The following is a 16,675-nucleotide window of genomic DNA, read 5'->3' as shown; positions in this document are numbered from 1 at the left end:
TTCCTCTCCTTACGACGCGGCCGCGATGCGGGCCGCCGGGGCCCGGCGCGCCTGCCACAGACACACGGTCAGGGGTTCGCCCTCGACCGAAACGGTTGGTTCCAGAATCAGGCCGGCGTGGGCGGAGATCCGAGCCATCTCGGCCTCCTCAAAGCCCAGCCAACGGTGTTCGTGCTCGTCGCGCAGCTCGACCAGTTCATGCGGCGCGAAATCGACGACGATCAGCCGGCCGCCGGGCTTCAGCACGCGGGCGGCCTCCGCCAGCACGGTGCCCGGCGCCTCGGCGTAGTGCAGGACCATGTTGATGGTCACCGCATCGAACCGTTCCGCCGGGAACGGCAGCCGGTACATGTCGGCCAGCCGGACCTGGCAATGGCGCATGCCGGCCTTGTCAAGATTGGCGCGCGCGATCTCCAGCATCTGCCGGGCGTTGTCGACCCCGACCGCGCTGCGGACATGATCGGCCGCCATTTCCAGAACCCGGCCGGTTCCGGTGCCGATGTCGAGCAGGTCGCCACCCGGCTCCTCCTGCAGCGCCGCGAGCAGCCGCGCATCGACCACTTCGTCGTCGACGTACAGGCCGCGCAATTCCTCCCAGCGGGCCGCGTTGGCTTCAAAATACTGGCTGGCTCGCTCCGCCCGCTCCTCGCGAATGCGGTCGAGGCGGTCAAGATCGTCGACCGTGGCCCGGTCCTCGGCCGGAACCAGCGGCACCAGCGCCTGCACCATCTCAGCCAGCGCGCCGCGTTCGGCCGGACGATAAAAGGCGCGGGCTCCCTCGCGGTTGCGCTCCAGCACCCCGGCCTCGACCATCAGCTTGAGATGGCGCGACACCCGCGGCTGGCTTTGCCCCAGGATGGTCACCAGTTCCGACACCGACAGCTCGGCGTGGGCGCACAGCGCCAGGATCCGCAACCGTGTCGGTTCGGCCACCGCGCGCAATCCCGAGAGCAAGGCTTCCATGATGGCTCCTCGTGCAATCACGATATAAAGATATCTTTATGTCTTTATCAATGCAAGGGGCGATCGACGTGGAAGTCGACGCTTTCTATCGCCTGAACGACGTCGGATGGAGAACGAAATGCGAAACGCGAAACGCCGCCCATGCGGTCATGGGCGGCGTCGGTTTCGACAAGAATGCACTCGGCCGGTGACTATCCGGCGCGCAGTTGGTCGTATTCAGCCTTTGTGATCTCGCCGCGCAGGAAGCGGTCCATCAAGGTCTGGAGTTGCGCACGATCGACTCCCGCCGGAGCCGCCGACATCTGCGTCGCCGACGGCGCCGGATGCAGGCGCTGGTCGGTCGGAGTGCGCACCCCCGGGACGTCGGCCGGCTGGCTTGCCTCGGCGGATTGGATGGATGTCACGCGTTCGGCCTCCGCCTCGGCCACCGTCATGGCGCGGGTCGTGCGGCACCGCTGCTTGGCACCGAGCATCGTCAGGGTCCGGTTGCGCGCTTCCAGGGCCGTTGCTTCGGTGGAAGCCGCACCCTTCAGGTCCATCGCGAACGCCGCCGGCAAGAACAGAAGGACAGCCGCCGCCCCGATGAGAATGTTCTTGTCCCGCGTATCGACCGACTCATTGACCCGGGCTTTCAGCCCGGCGTTATTGCTGACGATCTCGGCATCAATCTCCGAGCACTTGAGGCCAGCGTCGTTCGGCATGTAGGCGGACACCGGAATCGGATCCCGCCCGGCGCAGCCCGCCACCGTCAGGCAGGCGCACGCCAGTGCGCTCAGTCGTCTCACGTTCCCCACTCCCCCGACTTCCAATCGTCAAATTTTAGCGGGGGGCGGCAGGGCATACAACCGCTGATCGAACCCGGGCGTTACAGGACCAGCCCGCTCTGCGCGTCGATCAGGTGCATGTGGTTCAGGTCGGCCAGCAGGTCGATCGGCTGGCTGGGCTCGGCGCCGGCCGCCGGGTTGACCCGGCCGCAAACCTCCACTCCGCCGACCTGGAAGTAGATCAAGGTCTCCATGCCCATCGGCTCGGTCACCTCCAGCGTCATCTGAAAGCGTTCCTGGTTCGGCTCGATGTTGCGGTGGGTCTCGGTGATGTGCTCGGGGCGCAGGCCGAACACCAGGTTGCCCTTGCCGACATGCTTGGCATAGCGATCGGCGCGGTCCGCCGGGACCGGGAATGCCAGACCGTCCGGCAGCACCACCCGCAACGCGCCGGCCGCCTGCTCCAGTCCGCACGGTATGAAGTTCATGGCGGGCGAGCCGATGAAGCCGGCAACGAAAACGGTCCGGGGATGGTGGTACAGATCGTTCGGCGTGCCGACCTGCTCGATGCGGCCGGCGTTCATCACCACGACCCGGTCGGCCAGCGTCATCGCCTCGACCTGGTCGTGGGTGACATAGACAGTGGTCGTGCGCACCTTCTGATGCACCTTCTTGATCTCGGTGCGCATCTGCACACGCAGCTTGGCGTCCAGATTGGACAGCGGCTCGTCGAACAGGAAGACCTTGGGGTCGCGCACGATCGCACGGCCCATCGCGACGCGCTGCCGCTGGCCGCCGGACAGCTGCTTCGGCTTGCGGTCAAGGAGCTCGGAGATGTCCAGGATACGTGCCGCGTGCTCAACCTGCTTGCGGATCTCGTCCTTCGGCACCTTCTTGAGCCGCAGCCCGAACGACATGTTCTCGAACACCGTCATGTGCGGGTAGAGCGCGTAGTTCTGGAACACCATGGCGATGTCCCGGTCCTTTGGCGGCACGTCGTTGACGACGTGCCCGCCGATCGATATCTCACCGTCGGTGATGTCTTCCAGGCCGGCGATCATGCGCAGCGTGGTGCTCTTGCCGCACCCGGAAGGTCCGACCAGAACGACAAACTCCTTGTCGACGATGTCGAGGTCGATCCCACGCACCGCGGGGGTCTCGTCGTAGTTCTTGACGAGCTTGCGCAGCGTTACCTGAGCCATGGCCGGTCTCCGGAAAGTCGAACGGGATGTGGACGGCGGACCGAGGACACGGTCAGCCCTTGGTGGCACCGGCAGTCAGGCCGGCAATGTAGTAGTCCATCAGGAAGGCGTAGATGACGAGCGGCGGCGCGGCGGCGATCAGCGCGCCGGTCATGATCTGCCCCCAGTTGTACACGTCGCCCTTGATCAGCGAGGTCACGATCCCGACCGGCAGCACGAGCTGGTCCGATGAGGTCGTGAACGCCAGCGGATACAGGAACTGCGCCCTGGACACCGTGAACGCGAAGATCGTCGCCGCGATGATGCCGGGCAGCGCCACCGGGATGAAGATCTTGGTTAGGGTCTGCATGTAGGTGGCACCGTCGATCAGGGCCGCTTCGTCCAGTTCCTTCGGAATGCTGGCGAAGTAGCCGATCATGATCCAGGTGCAGAACGGCACGGTCAGGGTCGGGTAGACCAGGACCAGCACGTACCACTTGTTCAGCAGTTGGATGCCGGTGAACTCATTGACCACCGCGAACATCTTGAACAGCGGGATGAACAGCAGGGTCTCCGGGATCAGGTAGCAGAGGAAGATCCCGGTCGCCAGCGTGGCCGACCCCCAGAACCGCATGCGCGACAGCGCGAACGCGGCCAGCACGCTGACGACCATCGTCACGCTCACCACGATGATCGACACCATTGCCGAGTTCAGGATGAAGGTCAGGAACTCGGTCGAGGTCAGCAACGCCTCGTAGTTCATCAGGGTTGGTTCGAACACCCACCACGGGTTGCGGGCACCGGCGATCTCAGTGCTCGACTTGAGCGACGTGATCAGCATGTAGACCGGCGGCGTCAGGAAGAAGATCACGAACACCACCAGGAAGAAGTACGACCACAGCAGGGCACGCCGCCGGTCACGGCTCATGCTGCCGTGATGGATGGGCCGGCTCGGCCCGCTCTTATCGATTGTCGTCGCGGTCGCCATTATGCCTCGCCTCCGCGCTTGGTGATGTCGCGCAGGATGATCACCGCCGCGACGCCGAGGATCGGCACCATGAACAGCGACACCGCCGCACCCAGTGGAATGTCGCCGCCCTGGATGCCCAGGAGGAAGGAGTAGGTCGCGAAAACGTGCGTGGAGTCGATCGGGCCACCGGCCGTCAGCACCCGCACGATGTCGAAATTGGCGAAGGTGACGATCAGCGAGAACATCACCGTGATCGAGATGATGTTCCGCATCATCGGCAGGGTGATGTACCAGAGCCGCTGCCACCAGTTGGCGCCGTCGATCGCGGCCGCCTCGTAGAGCTGGTCCGGGACCGATTTCAGCGCCGCCAGATACATGATCATGAAGAACGGCGCCCCGAACCAGACGTGGACCAGGATCACGCTGAAACGGGCCCAATAGGGGTTGCCCAGGAACGGGATCGGATCGATCCCGATCCCAACCAGCAGCCAGTTGACGGCGCTGTAGGAAGGGTCGAACAGCCAGAACCAGGCGAGAGTCGACATCGCCGGCGGGATCACCCACGGCACCAGCAGCATGCCGCGCCACTTGCGCTGGCCCTTGGTCGGGATGGCGTGGACGAAGTGCGCGACGAAGAACCCTATGAGGGCTTTGAAGAACACGGCACTGATGGCGAAGATGCAGGACTGCATCACCACCATCCAGAAGACCTCGCGCTTGAACAGGAACGTGAAGTTCCCGAAGCCGACGAACCGCTCCATCGATTTGCTCAGCGTCGCCAGGTGGATGGCATAGAACGCCGGGTAGATCACCAGCGACGCGACGATCAGGATCAATGGCAATGTCAGCAGGAAGGCGATCGTCGACTTCCGCTGCATGAGCTTCTTCAGGCTGGATCGGTGGTGCGGATTGACCGACGACGCATCGGCGGCGCCGGACTTTGTCACGGTATCGACCATCCTAGGATTCCTCGCTCAGGGTCCCGGCTCGTTTGGGTGGCGCCGCCGCCAAGGACGGCGCCACCCCGATTTCCGAACAGCAGCGGCACATCAGGTCCGGCTGTAGCCCTCGATCTCGTCCTCGGCCCAGGTCAGCACCGACTCCAGGGCTTCGCCCTGGTTGTACCGGACCACCATCTTGGTCTGGAGCGCCTGGTTGTAGATCTGGAACGCGATGTTCGCCGGCGCCGGAGCCCCCGCAATCGACTTGGTCTGCTGCAGGTACGGATCCGGGTAGTGGAACAGCGTGCCCTTCGGCGGCGCTTCATTGGCCCAGGTGTCGAACTTCGTCAGGTTGGCGAAGGACGGCAGGTCGTAACCGCCGCTTGCCGCCACCAGCTTGCCGACCGCATCCGGCTGCGACAGGTGCACCAGCAGGCTCTTCGCCGCCGCCTTGTTGGTTCCGAACTCCCAGATGCCCCAGAAGTACGGCAGGAACGGCCCGAACCGCCCGGCAGGACCTTTCGGCATGCCGTGGGTCCAGCACTGCGCGGCGATCTCGGGGACGTCGCGCTTGGCAACCGCCCAGGCACTCGGCGGATTGAAGATCATCGAGCCTTGGCCGGACACCAGGTACTTGTTGTTCGAGGCATCGTCCCAGGCGGCCGACTCCGGCGGCAGAACCTTGCCGAGCCGCTTCATGAACTCCATGCACTTGCGGACTTCGTCGGTCTTGACGTGCACATCGCCCTTCTCGTCGACCAGCACCGCGCCGAACGAACTGAAGAACGCACCGACCGAGTCCACGGAATCCGACGTGACACCAAGCCCGATGCCGAACGGATGCCCGCCAGCGTGGCACTTCTCGGCAGCGGTAATGAACATGTCCATGTCCCAGGACTCCGACTTCGGCTCGGCGCCGGCCGGGTACATCGCCTGGACATCGATTCCGGCGAACTTCTTCAGAAGGTCGATACGCGAGCACGGCCCCTTGAACTGGCTGCCGGTCGTTGCCGGTACGGCAATCCAGTGGCCGTCCTTGCGGCCGAGATACTTGACCGTGTCGTTGACGTCACCGTTCTGCTTGATCAGTTCGCCCATGATGTCGTCGACGGGCTCAAGCGCCTTGGCCTTGTCGTTCGGCTGCCAGGTCGGCAGCGCAAGGATGTCATGGCCGGAGCGGGCCTGCATCTCGGCAGCGGCAGTCAGCAGGTTCTTCTGGCCCTGCGAAGTGATGTAGTCGATCTGGACTTCGACCTTGTTCTTCTCGCCCCATTCCTGGCACAGGGCGGTCATCGTTCCGTTCGAGCCGGGGACCCAGTGATCCCAGAAACCGACGGAAACCTTGCCCGCGGCATGGGCGCCGCGAACATATGGCATGGCCAGCGCGGCGGTGGTCGCGGCCGTCGTCGCAAGCACCTGGCGACGGCTGTACGTACGTTTCGTCATGCGGTGTTTCCTCCTCTGAGCGACGCCGCTGTGTACGGCGCTGGACCATGCCCTTGGCCGAAAACACCCCCTATGAGGCTGAAATCGGTGGGCTTTTCACGTTATGGCCGCTGATATGTTAGATACTTGCGCCCGAGGGGTCTACGGCGAAATTAACCTAGCCCACTATTTTGTTGGGTCGGTGCACTGCATTCGATCACCAGACCAGCCCGCGCGCCGCGATGGTCAGATCGCCTTCGATCCGAGAGCCTCGAACCCCAACCACGGCGTCCATCATGTTCGACACCACGCAGCAGTGGTTCGGCACGATCCGCACCCGATCCCCGACCGAAAGCGCGATCGATCCGTCGCAGACCAACCGGCCGTGCTCCTCCGACAACTGGTCGATCCGGATGTCGGGCCGCCCGAGGACATGACCGTGCCCGTCCAGCCCCAGCAGGTCGGACGTCAGGACCTTGGTGCCGGCGTCGATGATCGCGCGCCCGCCGTCCGGCACCGAGACCACGGTGGCCAGCACGGTCAGGGCGCAGTCGTCCCAGGTGCAGACCCCGCGCTCGACCAGCGAGCGGTCGTTGTAGACGTAGGTTCCGGTGCGGTACTCGGTGACCAGCGGCGCCTCGTGCGCCCGCCACATGTCCGGCGCGCCGCCGCTGGTGATCCGCTCGACGGCGAGGCCAGCCGCCTCGCAGAGTTCAATCGCCTCGCTCATGAACTCTTGCACCGCACCCGTCCCGCCAACCGGCGGGTACGTCATCAGCCCGCCGAAGCGCGCACCCGCAGTCCGGTCGATGACGCCGGCTAGATCCCGGGCGGCGGCTGGCGTTGCCACCCCGCAGCGATGGGCCCCGGTGTCGCACTCGACCAGCACGGTCAATGGCTCCGACGCATCGGCGAACGCCGCGCCCAGTCCGGCAACCACAGCCGCGCTGTCGGCCACAACCGACAGCGTCACCCGGCCGGCGAGCGCGCGCAGACGCTGCAGCTTGGCCATGCCGACCACGTTGTAGGTCAGCAGCACATCGTCGACCCCGCCCTCGGCGATCATCGCCTCGGCCTCGGAGATCTTCTGGCAGGTGATGCCGACCGCCCCCGCCTTGATCTGCCGCCGCGCCAGCACCGGAAGCTTGTGGGTCTTGATGTGCGGCCGGTTCCGGAAACCGTGCAGATTGCAGTAGTCCTGGAACCGATCGATGTTCGCCTCGGCGACGTCGAGGTCGACCAGGACGGCGGGCGTATCAATGTCGGCGAGCGCGTTCATGGGTCCTCCAGGGATGCCGGCCGACCGGCCGGGTCGCACCCTGGTCTGTCGGCCTTATGTGTCCGAGGAACGATCGCGCCGTGCCATCACGTCCGCAAGCCCCTCGCGATAGGTCGGGAAAGTCAGGACCACGCCCAACTCCTCCTTGATCCGCGTCGTGTCGAGCCGCTTGCACTCGGCGTAGAAGCTGCGGGCCATCGGCGACAGATCGGCCGAGTCGAACGCGATCGGCTCGGGTGGGGCGACACCGAGCAGGCCCGCCGCGAACCGGATCGGGTCCGCTGACGCGCACGCCTCGTCATCGGCGACGTTGTAGGTTCCCCCGTGGCGCGCATGGGCCATTCCCGACAGCAGCACGCTGCCGATGTCGTCCACGTGGATCCGGTTGAACACCTGACCCGGCTTGTCGATGATCCGCGCGGTGCCGGCCCGCAGTGCCTCGACCGGGTTGCGGCCGGGGCCCGGGCCGTAGATCCCGGCGATCCGGAACACCTGCACCGCCACATTCGTGCCGTCGAACGTGGCGATCCACGCCCGCTCCGCCGCCGCCCGCCGCTCACCCCGGACCGAGCCGGGGGTCGGTGCGTCGTCCTCCCGCGCCCAGCCGCCCTGACGGTCGCCGTACACCGCCGGAGTGGACAGGTAGCCGACCCACCGCAACGTCGGACAGATGCTCAGATCGGCCCGATGATGCACCAGCGGCGGCGCTCCGGCCTCGGTCGGCGGGATCGAATCGACCACGTGGGTGACCCCGCCGAACGGCTCTCTGGCGATCGGGCCGGCACCGTCGAAGACGTGAACGTCCATCCCTTCGGCAGCCGCGAGATCGACCGCCTTTCCGGCATCGCGCACGGTCCCGGACACCCGCCAACCCGCGGATTTCAGCCGCCGGGCCAGCCGCAGCGCAGTGTAGCCGAGGCCGAAGAAGAACACATGACCGGCAGGGATGGTCGGTTCCGGCAAAGCGGGCATGGTTGCGGTCCTCCAGCCTCGGGGTCTAGAAACACGGTAACGGCCCGGGACACGTTAGTCGTGACGGGCGCCCCGAGAGATGTCGAGGGGCCGGATAGATCGCAAGCGATATCCGCGACAACCAGTACCGGGTGATGCCGTCGGAAGTCCCGAACTGCATCCCGCCGGCGCGTTGTCCGCGGTCGGAGGGATGGAAATGAGCAAGCTCGGTGTGATGATCTGTGGCCATGGCAGCCGCGACCAGGACGCAGTCGACCAGTTCGGGGCGATCGCCCAGCGCCTGAAGGAACGGCTGGCCGGCCGCTACCCGGTCGACTACGGCTACCTGGAGTTCGCCACCCCGATCATCCGCAACGGCCTGGACGCGCTGCGCGCCGAGGGAGTGACGGACGTGCTCGCGGTGCCCGGCATGCTGTTCGCCGCCGGCCACGCCAAGAACGACATTCCGTCGGTACTCAACACCTACGCCGCCCAGAACCCGGGCATGTCGATCCGCTACGGACGCGAACTCGGCATCGACACCAGGATGCTGCAGGCCGCCGGCGACCGGATCGACGAGGCGGTGGCCGCCGCCGGCGATCACATTTCGCGCGAAGACACCCTGCTGATGGTGGTCGGCCGCGGTGCCAGCGACCCCGACGCCAACTCCAACGTCGCCAAGGTCATGCGGTTGTTGTGGGAGGGCAAGGGCTTCGGTTGGGGCGAGACCTGCTATTCCGGCGTCACCTTCCCACTGGTCGAACCGGGGCTTGAGCACGCCACCCGCCTTGGCTTCAAGCGCATCGTGGTGTTCCCGTACTTCCTGTTCACCGGCGTGCTGGTGCAGCGGATCTACGACCTGACCGACACGGTGGCGGCGCGCCATCCCGACATCGAGTTCGTGAAGGCGCCCTACCTGAACGACCACGAGATGGTGCTGCGGACCTTCGAGGCGCGGATCGAGGAGGCGCTGGAGGGCACCGGCAACATGAACTGCCAGATGTGCAAGTACCGCGAGCAGGTGCTGGGCTTCGAGGCCGAGGTCGGCCTGCCCCAGGAGAGCCACCACCACCACGTCGAGGGCATCGGCGGCGGCGGGCACCATCACCACCACGACCATGATCACTCGCACGGTCATGGGCACAGTCACGAACACTCGCATAGCCACGACCATGACCACGATCACTCGCATGGACATGACCACGGGCATCACCACCACCCCTATCCGCACGCCAACCACAAGCTCGGGCCGAGCACCCTGAAAACCGGTTACCGGCTCGACAAGACCGGCAAGTGAGCGGCGGCATGACCGTCCGAGACTGGATCACCGACCCGGCCGAGATCACCCGGCGGTCTTTCGAGATCGTCCAGGCGGAAGCCGGGCTCGGTCGTTTCGATGCCGCCGAACGGGGGGTCGCGACCCGGCTGATCCACGCCTGCGGGATGGTCGAGATCGCGCCCGATCTGCGCTTCGCCGCGGGTGCGGTAACCGCCGGGCAGACCGCCCTGGCTGCGGGCGCGCCGGTCCTGGTCGACGCCCGCATGGTGGAAGCCGGCGTCACCCGGGCTCGACTGCCGGCCGACAACCAGGTGGTCTGCACCCTCAACGATCCCCGTGTGCCGGGCATGGCGATCGAGGCCGGACTGACCCGGTCGGCGGTCGCCGTCGATCTGTGGGTCCCGCATCTGGACGGTGCCGTGGTGGCGATCGGCAATGCCCCGACCGCGCTGTTCCGGCTGCTGGAACTGCTGGCCGACGGCGCTCCGCGTCCGGCGGTGATCCTGGGCTTCCCGGTCGGGTTCGTCGGCGCGGCGGAGTCCAAGGCGGCGCTGGCCGCAACCGACCTGCCGTACCTGACCCTGCTCGGCCGGCGCGGAGGCAGCGCCATGGCGTCAGCCGCCGTCAACGCGCTGGCCCGCGAGGGAGTGTGACGATGAACACCCAGACATCCCCGTGGCTTTCGGTGATTGGTGTTGGTGAGGATGGGTTTGTGGTCTTGTCGCCGAGCGCCCGCGCGCTTCTCGACCAGGCGGAAGTGCTGGTCGGCGGCGACCGTCACCTGGCGATGCTGCCGCCCGGCGACACGCGGCGACGGATTCCCTGGCCCACGCCCCTCAGGGCCCTGGTCGAGACCATCGAAAACCTCAAGCCGAGCCGGGTGTGCGTACTGGCGACCGGCGACCCGTTCTGCTTCGGCATCGGCACCACCCTGGCCCGGCGCCTGTCGTTCGAGGAGATGGTGGTGGTGCCGGCGGCGTCGGCCCGCACCCTGGTGTGCGCCCGGCTGGGCTGGCCGGAGCACACAACCAGGCTGCTGACCCTGCACGGCCGGCCGTTGGCGCTGCTGGAACCCCACCTGCAGCCCGGCGCCCGTCTGATCCTGCTGTCGGAGAACGCCGCGACGCCGGCCACCGTCGCCGCTCGCCTGGCCGAGCGTGGTTTCGGCGCGAGCGCCATCACCGTACTGGAACACATGGCCGGATCCGACGAGCGCCGGATCGACGGCATCGCCGGTTCCTGGGCTCACCCGGCCGGCGCCGACCTGAACACCGTTGCCGTCACGGTCCGGGCCGGTGCCGATGCCCGGCCGCTCGCCACCATTCCCGGACTGCCGGACGACGCCTTCCGCCACGACGGTCAGATGACCAAGCGCGAAGTGCGGGCGATCACCCTGGCGGCGTTGGCGCCGCACCCGGGCGAGTTGCTGTGGGACGTCGGTGCCGGCTGCGGATCGATTGCCATCGAGTGGATGCGCGCCGACCCGCTGAACCGGGCCATCGCCATCGAACCGAAACCGCAGCGCCGCGCGCTGATCGCCGCCAACGCCGAGCGTCTGGGCACGCCCACCCTGGCAATCGTCGACGGCACAGCCCCGGATGCCCTGGCCGGACTGGAAGCACCCGATGCCGTGTTCGTCGGCGGAGGCGCATCGACCCCCGGCGTGATCGAGGCATGCTGGACGGCCCTGCGTCCCGGCGGGCGGCTGGTCGCCAACACCGTGACCCTGGAGAGCGAGGCGGTGCTGCTGGCCAAGCACGCCGAACTCGGTGGCGAGCTGGTGCGGATCTCGGTCGAACGTGCCGAGCCGGTCGGCCCCTACCACGGCTGGCGGCCGCTGATGCCGGTCACCCAGTGGCGCCTCGCCAAACCCTACGGAGACGGCTGATGGCCGGCACGCTCTATGGCCTCGGCGTCGGTCCCGGCGATCCGGAGCTGATCACCCTGAAGGCGCTGCGGCTGCTGCGAAGCGTCGACCTGGTCGCCTACCCGGCGCTGGAGCATGGCGACAGCCTGGCCCGCGCCATCGTCGCCGAACACCTGCCGGCGGGCGTCGAGGAGTACGCGATCCGCGTGCCGATGCTGGTCGAGCGGTTCCCGGCGCAGGAGGTCTACGACGCCGCCGCCGAGCGCCTTGGGGCCGTGCTGGACGCCGGCCGTTCGGTTGCCGTGCTCTGCGAGGGCGACCCGTTCTTCTACGGCTCGTTCATGTACCTGTTCGGGCGGCTGGCCGAGCGCCACCGGATCGTGGTGGTGCCGGGCGTATCGTCCCTGACCGCGTGCGCCGCCCGGCTGGGGAGCCCGCTGGCGGCCCGCAACGACACGCTGGTGGTGCTGCCGGCCCCGCTCGACGACACGGTGCTGGCGGCTCGGCTCGACGGCGTCGACGCGGCGGCGATCATCAAGGTCGGCCGGCACTTCCCGCGGGTCCGCGCGCTGATCGAGCGTCTGGGACTGACCGACCGTGCCCGGTACGTGGAGCGCGCGACCATGGGAACCGAACGCATCCTGCCGCTCGCCGCGGTCGAGGCCGATGGCGCGCCTTACTTTTCCACCATCCTGATCCACCGACGCGGCGAGGCCTGGTCGTGACCCTTCCCACCACGCGCGCCGATGTGATCGCCGTCACCGCATCCGGCCACGCCACCGCAGCCAGCGTCGCCGCAGCCACCGGCGGTCGCGTCATCGACCCGGTACTCGGGATTGCCGAGACCCTGCGGGCGGCGTTCCGGGCCGGACGGCCGATCGTGCTGGTCGGTGCGTCGGGCATCGCCATCCGGGCGCTGGCCCCGCTGATCGCCGACAAGGCGGAAGAGCCGCCGGTGCTGGCGGTGGCGGAGGACGGATCCTCGGTGGTGCCGCTGCTGGGTGGCCATCGCGGCGCCAACGACCTCGCCCGCCGGATCGCCGACGCGCTGGGCGGCACCGCCGCCATCACCACCGCCAGCGACGTGCGTTTCGGGGTCGCCCTGGACGCGCCGCCGGCCGGCTGGACGCTCGTCAACCCGGCGCGCCACAAGGAGGTCGCCGCCGCCCTGCTGGCCGGTGCTTCGGCGCGGGTCGAGGGCAGCCTGCCCTGGCTCGACCACGCCACCTTCCCGCGCGCCGAGGACGGCACCGTGACCCTGGCCGCCACGATCCGGCGCACGGAGGATCAGCCCGGCCGCCTCGTCTACCACCCGGCAACCCTCGCCCTCGGCGTCGGCTGCGAGCGCGGCTGCGATCCGGATGAGCTGTGGAACCTGGTGCAGACCACCCTCGCCGACGCCGATCTGGCACCCGGAGCAATCGCCTGCGTCGTCTCCCTCGACCTGAAGTCCGACGAGGCCGCCGTCCACACGGCCGCCGCCCGGCTGGGCGTACCGGCCCGGTTCTTCGACGCCGCCCGGCTGGAGGCGGAGGCGCCGCGCCTCGCCACCCCGTCGGACGTGGTGTTCCGCGAAGTCGGCTGCCACGGCGTGTCGGAAGGTGCGGCCCTGGCCGCCGCCGGATCGGACGCCGTCCTGGTCGTGCCGAAGCATCGATCCGCGCGTGCCACCTGCGCGGTCGCCGAGGCGCCGGCCCCGATCGACCCGACCGTCACAGGCCACCCGCGCGGTTCGCTGGCCATTGTCGGCACCGGGCCGGGCACGCCCGACTGGCGCACGCCGGAGGTCGACGCCCTGGTGGCCGCCGCCGACGATCTGGTCGGCTACGATCTGTACCTCGACCTGCTCGGCCCGATCGCCCACCACAAGACGCGCCACCCGTTCCCGCTGGGTGCCGAAGAGGACCGCGCCCGCGCCGCCCTAGACCTGGCTGCGGCCGGCCGCAAGGTCGCCCTGGTGTCGTCCGGTGACCCCGGCATCTACGCCATGGCGACCCTGGTGTTCGAGCTTCTGGATCGTACCGACCGTGCCGACTGGGGCCGGGTGGCGGTGCAGGTCTCGCCCGGTGTTTCCGCGCTGCAGGCCGCCGCCGCCCGGATCGGCGCACCCCTCGGCCACGATTTCTGCACGATCTCGCTGTCCGACCTGCTGACCCCGTGGGCCGCGATCGAGGGCCGCATCAAGGCCGCCGCCGAAGGCGACTTCGTCGTCGCGTTCTACAACCCGGTGTCGCGCCGCCGCCGCACCCAACTGCACGCCGCCAAGGCTGCGCTTTCCGCCCACCGCCCTGCCGACACGCCGGTGGTGCTGGCCCGCTCTCTGGGCCGGCCAGAGGAGACGGTCGCGGTGACCACCCTCGCCGATCTCGATCCGGAAACCGTCGACATGCTGACGGTGGTGCTGGTCGGATCCTCCACCACCCGGGCGGTGCCGCGCAGCGACGGCGGCTGCTGGGTCTACACGCCGCGCGGCTATGCCGGAAAGCCGGGTTCGGCCCTGCTCGAGAAGGACGCATCATGACCGTGCATTTCATCGGCGCCGGGCCGGGCGACCCGGACCTGCTGACCATTCGCGGCCGCGATCTGATCGCGCGCTGCCCGGTGTGCCTGTACGCCGGGTCGCTGGTGCCGGCGGCGGTGGTGGCCCACGCCCCGGCCGACGCCGTCGTGGTCGACACCGCGCCGCTGACGCTGGACGACATCATCGCGCTGATCGCCGATGCTCACGCCGCCGGCCAGGACGTGGCCCGAGTGCACTCCGGCGACCCCTCGATCTACGGTGCGATCGCCGAACAGATCCGTCGGCTGCGCGATCTCGGCATTCCCTACGACATCACCCCGGGCGTGCCGGCCTTCGCCGCCGCCGCCGCGGCGCTGGGCACCGAACTGACGGTACCCGAGGTGGCGCAGACCATCATCCTGACCCGCACCGCGATGAAGTCGTCGCCGATGCCCCAGGGCGAGGAGTTAGAGAACCTGGCGCGCACCAGAGCGACGCTCGCCATCCACCTGTCGATCCGCAACCTGCGCGAGGTCCGCCGGGTGCTGGAGCCGCACTACGGCGCCGACTGCCCGGTCGCCGTCGCCTACCGGGTCGGCTGGCCGGACCAGAAGATCCTGCGCGGCACCCTGTCAGGCATTTCTGCCCAGGTCCGCGACGCCAAGATCACCCGAACCGCGCTGATCCTGATCGGCCCCGCACTCGACGCCCACGGATTTCGCGATTCCGCGCTTTACGACGGCGCCCACGCCCATATCCTGCGGCCGGTCCGGCGCACCGCCGGCTGACAACCCTGGACACGCCATGCCGATACGCAGGGGCCTGCTGCGCCGGGCGACCCATGCCGACCTGACCCGGCTGTTCGAGATCTGGACGACCGTCTCCGAGCACCGCTTCCGCGACGACTGGGCCCAGTTCACCGCGACCGCGGCGCGATTCCTGGCGCACGGCCGGGTCTGGGTGTGGTCGGACGGCCGGGACGTGCACGGCTTCGGCGCCGCCGACCCATCGAGCGGCGAAGTCGAGGCGGTCTACGTCCACCCCGACGCCCAGGGCCGCGGCATCGGCCGGGCGCTGCTACGCAAGTGCTGCGACGACCTGCTGCGCCGCGGCCACCGCCACGCCTGGCTGCTCACCTCGCCCGGTACCCGAGCCGAGCGGATCTATCGCGACAACGGCTGGCAGGAGGCCGGCCTGGAGCCGAGCGGCGCGGTCCGGCTGCGCAAGCGGCTGATTGCGTGACCCCGACCCGCCCGGATTTGCTAGAATGCCGCCACACCATTTCGCGGAGTTCCCGATGTTTCTGACCAACCAGGACATGGTCGAACTGGCCGAGTGGCGCCAGCAGCTGCACCGGATGCCGGAGCTGTCGGGCGCGGAAGTGGAGACCGCCCGAGCGGTCCAGGCGTTCGTGGCGGCCACCGGCGCCGACCGGATCGTCACCGGGATCGGCGGCAACGGGGTCGCCGCGATCTACGAAGGCGAGGAACCCGGCCCGACCGTCCTATTCCGCGCCGAGCTCGACGGCCTGCCGATCGCCGAGATCTCCGACATCCCCCACCGCTCCACCATCGCCGGCCGGGGCCACATGTGCGGGCATGACGGGCACATGGCGACCCTGGCCGCCCTGGCCCGTGGCCTGGGGCGCCGGCGTCCGCAGCGCGGCCGCGCGGTGCTGCTGTTCCAGCCGGCCGAGGAGGACGGCTCCGGAGCGGCGGCGGTCACCGCCGACCCGAAGTTCCGCGAGATCGCGCCGGACTTCGCGTTCGCGCTGCACAACCTGCCCGGCATCCCGCTTGGCCACGCCGCCCTGGTCGACGGGCCGGTGAACTGCGCGTCGCGCGGCATGCGCGTCACCTTCGCCGGCAAGACCGCCCACGCCTCCATGCCGGAGACCGGTGTCTCGCCGATGAACGCGGTGGCGGGCCTGATGCCGGCGCTGACCGCGCTCGGCAGCGGCGGCCCGATCGACGACACCTTCGCGATGGTGACCGTGACCCACGCCCGGATGGGCGAGCCAGCGTTCGGGATCGCCCCGGCGCACGCCGAGGTCTGGGCGACGCTGCGGACCCTGACCGACGCCCGCATGGACGCCCTGCGCGCCAGGGCCGAGCAGCTGGCCGAATCGGCCGCCGGTGACTGCGGGCTGGGCGTCGAGATCGACTATCACGACGTGTTCAGGCACTGCGAGAACGCCCCGGCGGCGGTCGGTCACCTGCACCGCGCGCTCGAAGCCGAGGGTGTGCCGTGCGACCGCGGCTTTCCGCCGCTGCGGGCGTCGGAGGATTTCGGCCGCTTCGGCGATCACGCGCCGTCGGCGATGTTCTTCCTGGGCGCCGGCGAGACCCACCCCAGCCTGCACAACCCCGACTACGATTTCCCGGACCACCTGATCGGCATCGGCGCCCGGGTGTTCATGCGGACCCTGCGCGATCTGCTGGGCTAGAAGCAGGAGCGGGGCGCGCTCACTGTGACCGCCACTGCCGTGCCGCGGAACTCTCGATACCGCACGATCTCATTTGTTCGATACTTTCAGTGGCACTTGCGAATGCTTC

The 16,675-nt window shown here is 68.5% G+C and carries 16 protein-coding genes; 8 read left to right on the top strand and 8 right to left on the bottom strand.

Annotated elements, in window-relative coordinates:
* Positions 1–9 precede the first annotated feature (9 nt).
* The 8 genes from RIC54_RS08180 to RIC54_RS08145 form a co-directional block, all read right to left on the bottom strand.
* On the bottom strand, positions 10–963 hold the full coding sequence (locus RIC54_RS08180; protein WP_350086615.1) for a metalloregulator ArsR/SmtB family transcription factor: 954 nt from the start codon (positions 961–963) through the stop codon (positions 10–12).
* Between the two features lie 191 nt (positions 964–1,154).
* A complete protein-coding gene (locus tag RIC54_RS08175) occupies positions 1,155–1,748 on the bottom strand; it encodes a hypothetical protein (protein ID WP_350086612.1) in 594 nt (197 codons plus the stop codon).
* A gap of 80 nt (positions 1,749–1,828) precedes the next feature.
* A complete protein-coding gene (locus RIC54_RS08170; protein ID WP_350086609.1) occupies positions 1,829–2,929 on the bottom strand; it encodes an ABC transporter ATP-binding protein in 1,101 nt (366 codons plus the stop codon).
* A gap of 52 nt (positions 2,930–2,981) precedes the next feature.
* Positions 2,982–3,896, bottom strand: a complete 915-nt coding sequence (locus RIC54_RS08165; protein ID WP_350150927.1) for a carbohydrate ABC transporter permease — start codon at positions 3,894–3,896, stop codon at positions 2,982–2,984.
* Positions 3,896–4,837 carry a carbohydrate ABC transporter permease gene (locus RIC54_RS08160; protein ID WP_350150925.1) on the bottom strand — a complete coding sequence of 314 codons (942 nt, stop codon included), beginning with the start codon at positions 4,835–4,837 and terminating at the stop codon, positions 3,896–3,898. Before RIC54_RS08160 ends, RIC54_RS08165 begins: the two co-directional genes overlap by 1 nt.
* Positions 4,838–4,927: 90 nt before the next feature.
* The gene (locus RIC54_RS08155; protein WP_350086599.1) at positions 4,928–6,265 is read right to left on the bottom strand and encodes an ABC transporter substrate-binding protein; all 1,338 of its coding nucleotides are present in this window, start codon (positions 6,263–6,265) and stop codon (positions 4,928–4,930) included.
* A gap of 196 nt (positions 6,266–6,461) precedes the next feature.
* On the bottom strand, positions 6,462–7,523 hold the full coding sequence (locus RIC54_RS08150) for a D-TA family PLP-dependent enzyme (RefSeq protein WP_350086596.1): 1,062 nt from the start codon (positions 7,521–7,523) through the stop codon (positions 6,462–6,464).
* 54 nt (positions 7,524–7,577) lie between these two features.
* A complete protein-coding gene (locus RIC54_RS08145) occupies positions 7,578–8,495 on the bottom strand; it encodes a Rossmann-fold NAD(P)-binding domain-containing protein (protein WP_350086593.1) in 918 nt (305 codons plus the stop codon).
* Positions 8,496–8,691: 196 nt separating this feature from the next.
* Between RIC54_RS08145 and RIC54_RS08140 the strand changes: the two genes are divergently transcribed.
* The 8 genes from RIC54_RS08140 to RIC54_RS08105 are packed head-to-tail and all read left to right on the top strand — an operon-like array spanning position 8,692 to position 16,566.
* The gene (locus RIC54_RS08140; protein WP_350086590.1) at positions 8,692–9,771 is read left to right on the top strand and encodes a sirohydrochlorin chelatase; all 1,080 of its coding nucleotides are present in this window, start codon (positions 8,692–8,694) and stop codon (positions 9,769–9,771) included.
* An 8-nt stretch (positions 9,772–9,779) separates the two neighbouring features.
* Positions 9,780–10,406, top strand: a complete 627-nt coding sequence (locus RIC54_RS08135) for a precorrin-8X methylmutase (RefSeq protein WP_350086587.1) — start codon at positions 9,780–9,782, stop codon at positions 10,404–10,406.
* A 2-nt stretch (positions 10,407–10,408) separates the two neighbouring features.
* A complete protein-coding gene (cbiE, locus tag RIC54_RS08130) occupies positions 10,409–11,641 on the top strand; it encodes a precorrin-6y C5,15-methyltransferase (decarboxylating) subunit CbiE (RefSeq protein WP_350150923.1) in 1,233 nt (410 codons plus the stop codon).
* Complete coding sequence (cobI, locus tag RIC54_RS08125; protein WP_350086581.1) at positions 11,641–12,345, top strand: precorrin-2 C(20)-methyltransferase; 705 nt, start codon at positions 11,641–11,643, stop codon at positions 12,343–12,345. The genes cbiE and cobI overlap by 1 nt, the downstream gene beginning before the upstream one ends.
* On the top strand, positions 12,342–14,141 hold the full coding sequence (gene cobJ, locus RIC54_RS08120) for a precorrin-3B C(17)-methyltransferase (protein WP_350086578.1): 1,800 nt from the start codon (positions 12,342–12,344) through the stop codon (positions 14,139–14,141). The genes cobI and cobJ overlap by 4 nt, the downstream gene beginning before the upstream one ends.
* Positions 14,138–14,908, top strand: coding sequence for a precorrin-4 C(11)-methyltransferase (gene cobM / locus RIC54_RS08115; RefSeq protein ID WP_350086575.1), 771 nt, complete (start codon positions 14,138–14,140; stop codon positions 14,906–14,908). The genes cobJ and cobM overlap by 4 nt, the downstream gene beginning before the upstream one ends.
* A 16-nt stretch (positions 14,909–14,924) precedes the next feature.
* Positions 14,925–15,362 (top strand): GNAT family N-acetyltransferase, encoded by a 438-nt coding sequence (locus RIC54_RS08110; protein ID WP_350086572.1) that lies wholly within the window; start codon positions 14,925–14,927, stop codon positions 15,360–15,362.
* 55 nt (positions 15,363–15,417) lie between these two features.
* Complete coding sequence (locus RIC54_RS08105; protein WP_350086569.1) at positions 15,418–16,566, top strand: amidohydrolase; 1,149 nt, start codon at positions 15,418–15,420, stop codon at positions 16,564–16,566.
* Positions 16,567–16,675: the final 109 nt, after the last annotated feature.

Origin of the sequence: Thalassobaculum sp. (assembly GCF_040219215.1) — a bacterium.
Lineage (GTDB): Bacteria > Pseudomonadota > Alphaproteobacteria > Thalassobaculales > Thalassobaculaceae > Thalassobaculum_A.
Note: the sequence above shows the minus strand (reverse complement) of the source record. Positions and strands in the feature narration are given on the sequence as shown.

Bases quoted from the DNA above. Each gene is read 5' to 3' on its own strand.
- RIC54_RS08140 (WP_350086590.1), top strand. From the start codon at position 8,692: ATGAGCAAGCTCGGTGTGATGATCTGTGGCCATGGCAGCCGCGACCAG.
- RIC54_RS08160 (WP_350150925.1), bottom strand. From the start codon at position 4,837: ATGGTCGATACCGTGACAAAGTCCGGCGCCGCCGATGCGTCGTCGGTC.
- RIC54_RS08135 (WP_350086587.1), top strand. From the start codon at position 9,780: ATGACCGTCCGAGACTGGATCACCGACCCGGCCGAGATCACCCGGCGG.
- cobM (WP_350086575.1), top strand. From the start codon at position 14,138: ATGACCGTGCATTTCATCGGCGCCGGGCCGGGCGACCCGGACCTGCTG.
- RIC54_RS08165 (WP_350150927.1), bottom strand. From the start codon at position 3,896: ATGGCGACCGCGACGACAATCGATAAGAGCGGGCCGAGCCGGCCCATC.
- cbiE (WP_350150923.1), top strand. From the start codon at position 10,409: ATGAACACCCAGACATCCCCGTGGCTTTCGGTGATTGGTGTTGGTGAG.
- RIC54_RS08170 (WP_350086609.1), bottom strand. From the start codon at position 2,929: ATGGCTCAGGTAACGCTGCGCAAGCTCGTCAAGAACTACGACGAGACC.
- RIC54_RS08155 (WP_350086599.1), bottom strand. From the start codon at position 6,265: ATGACGAAACGTACGTACAGCCGTCGCCAGGTGCTTGCGACGACGGCC.
- RIC54_RS08145 (WP_350086593.1), bottom strand. From the start codon at position 8,495: ATGCCCGCTTTGCCGGAACCGACCATCCCTGCCGGTCATGTGTTCTTC.
- RIC54_RS08150 (WP_350086596.1), bottom strand. From the start codon at position 7,523: ATGAACGCGCTCGCCGACATTGATACGCCCGCCGTCCTGGTCGACCTC.
- RIC54_RS08180 (WP_350086615.1), bottom strand. From the start codon at position 963: ATGGAAGCCTTGCTCTCGGGATTGCGCGCGGTGGCCGAACCGACACGG.
- cobI (WP_350086581.1), top strand. From the start codon at position 11,641: ATGGCCGGCACGCTCTATGGCCTCGGCGTCGGTCCCGGCGATCCGGAG.
- RIC54_RS08105 (WP_350086569.1), top strand. From the start codon at position 15,418: ATGTTTCTGACCAACCAGGACATGGTCGAACTGGCCGAGTGGCGCCAG.
- RIC54_RS08110 (WP_350086572.1), top strand. From the start codon at position 14,925: ATGCCGATACGCAGGGGCCTGCTGCGCCGGGCGACCCATGCCGACCTG.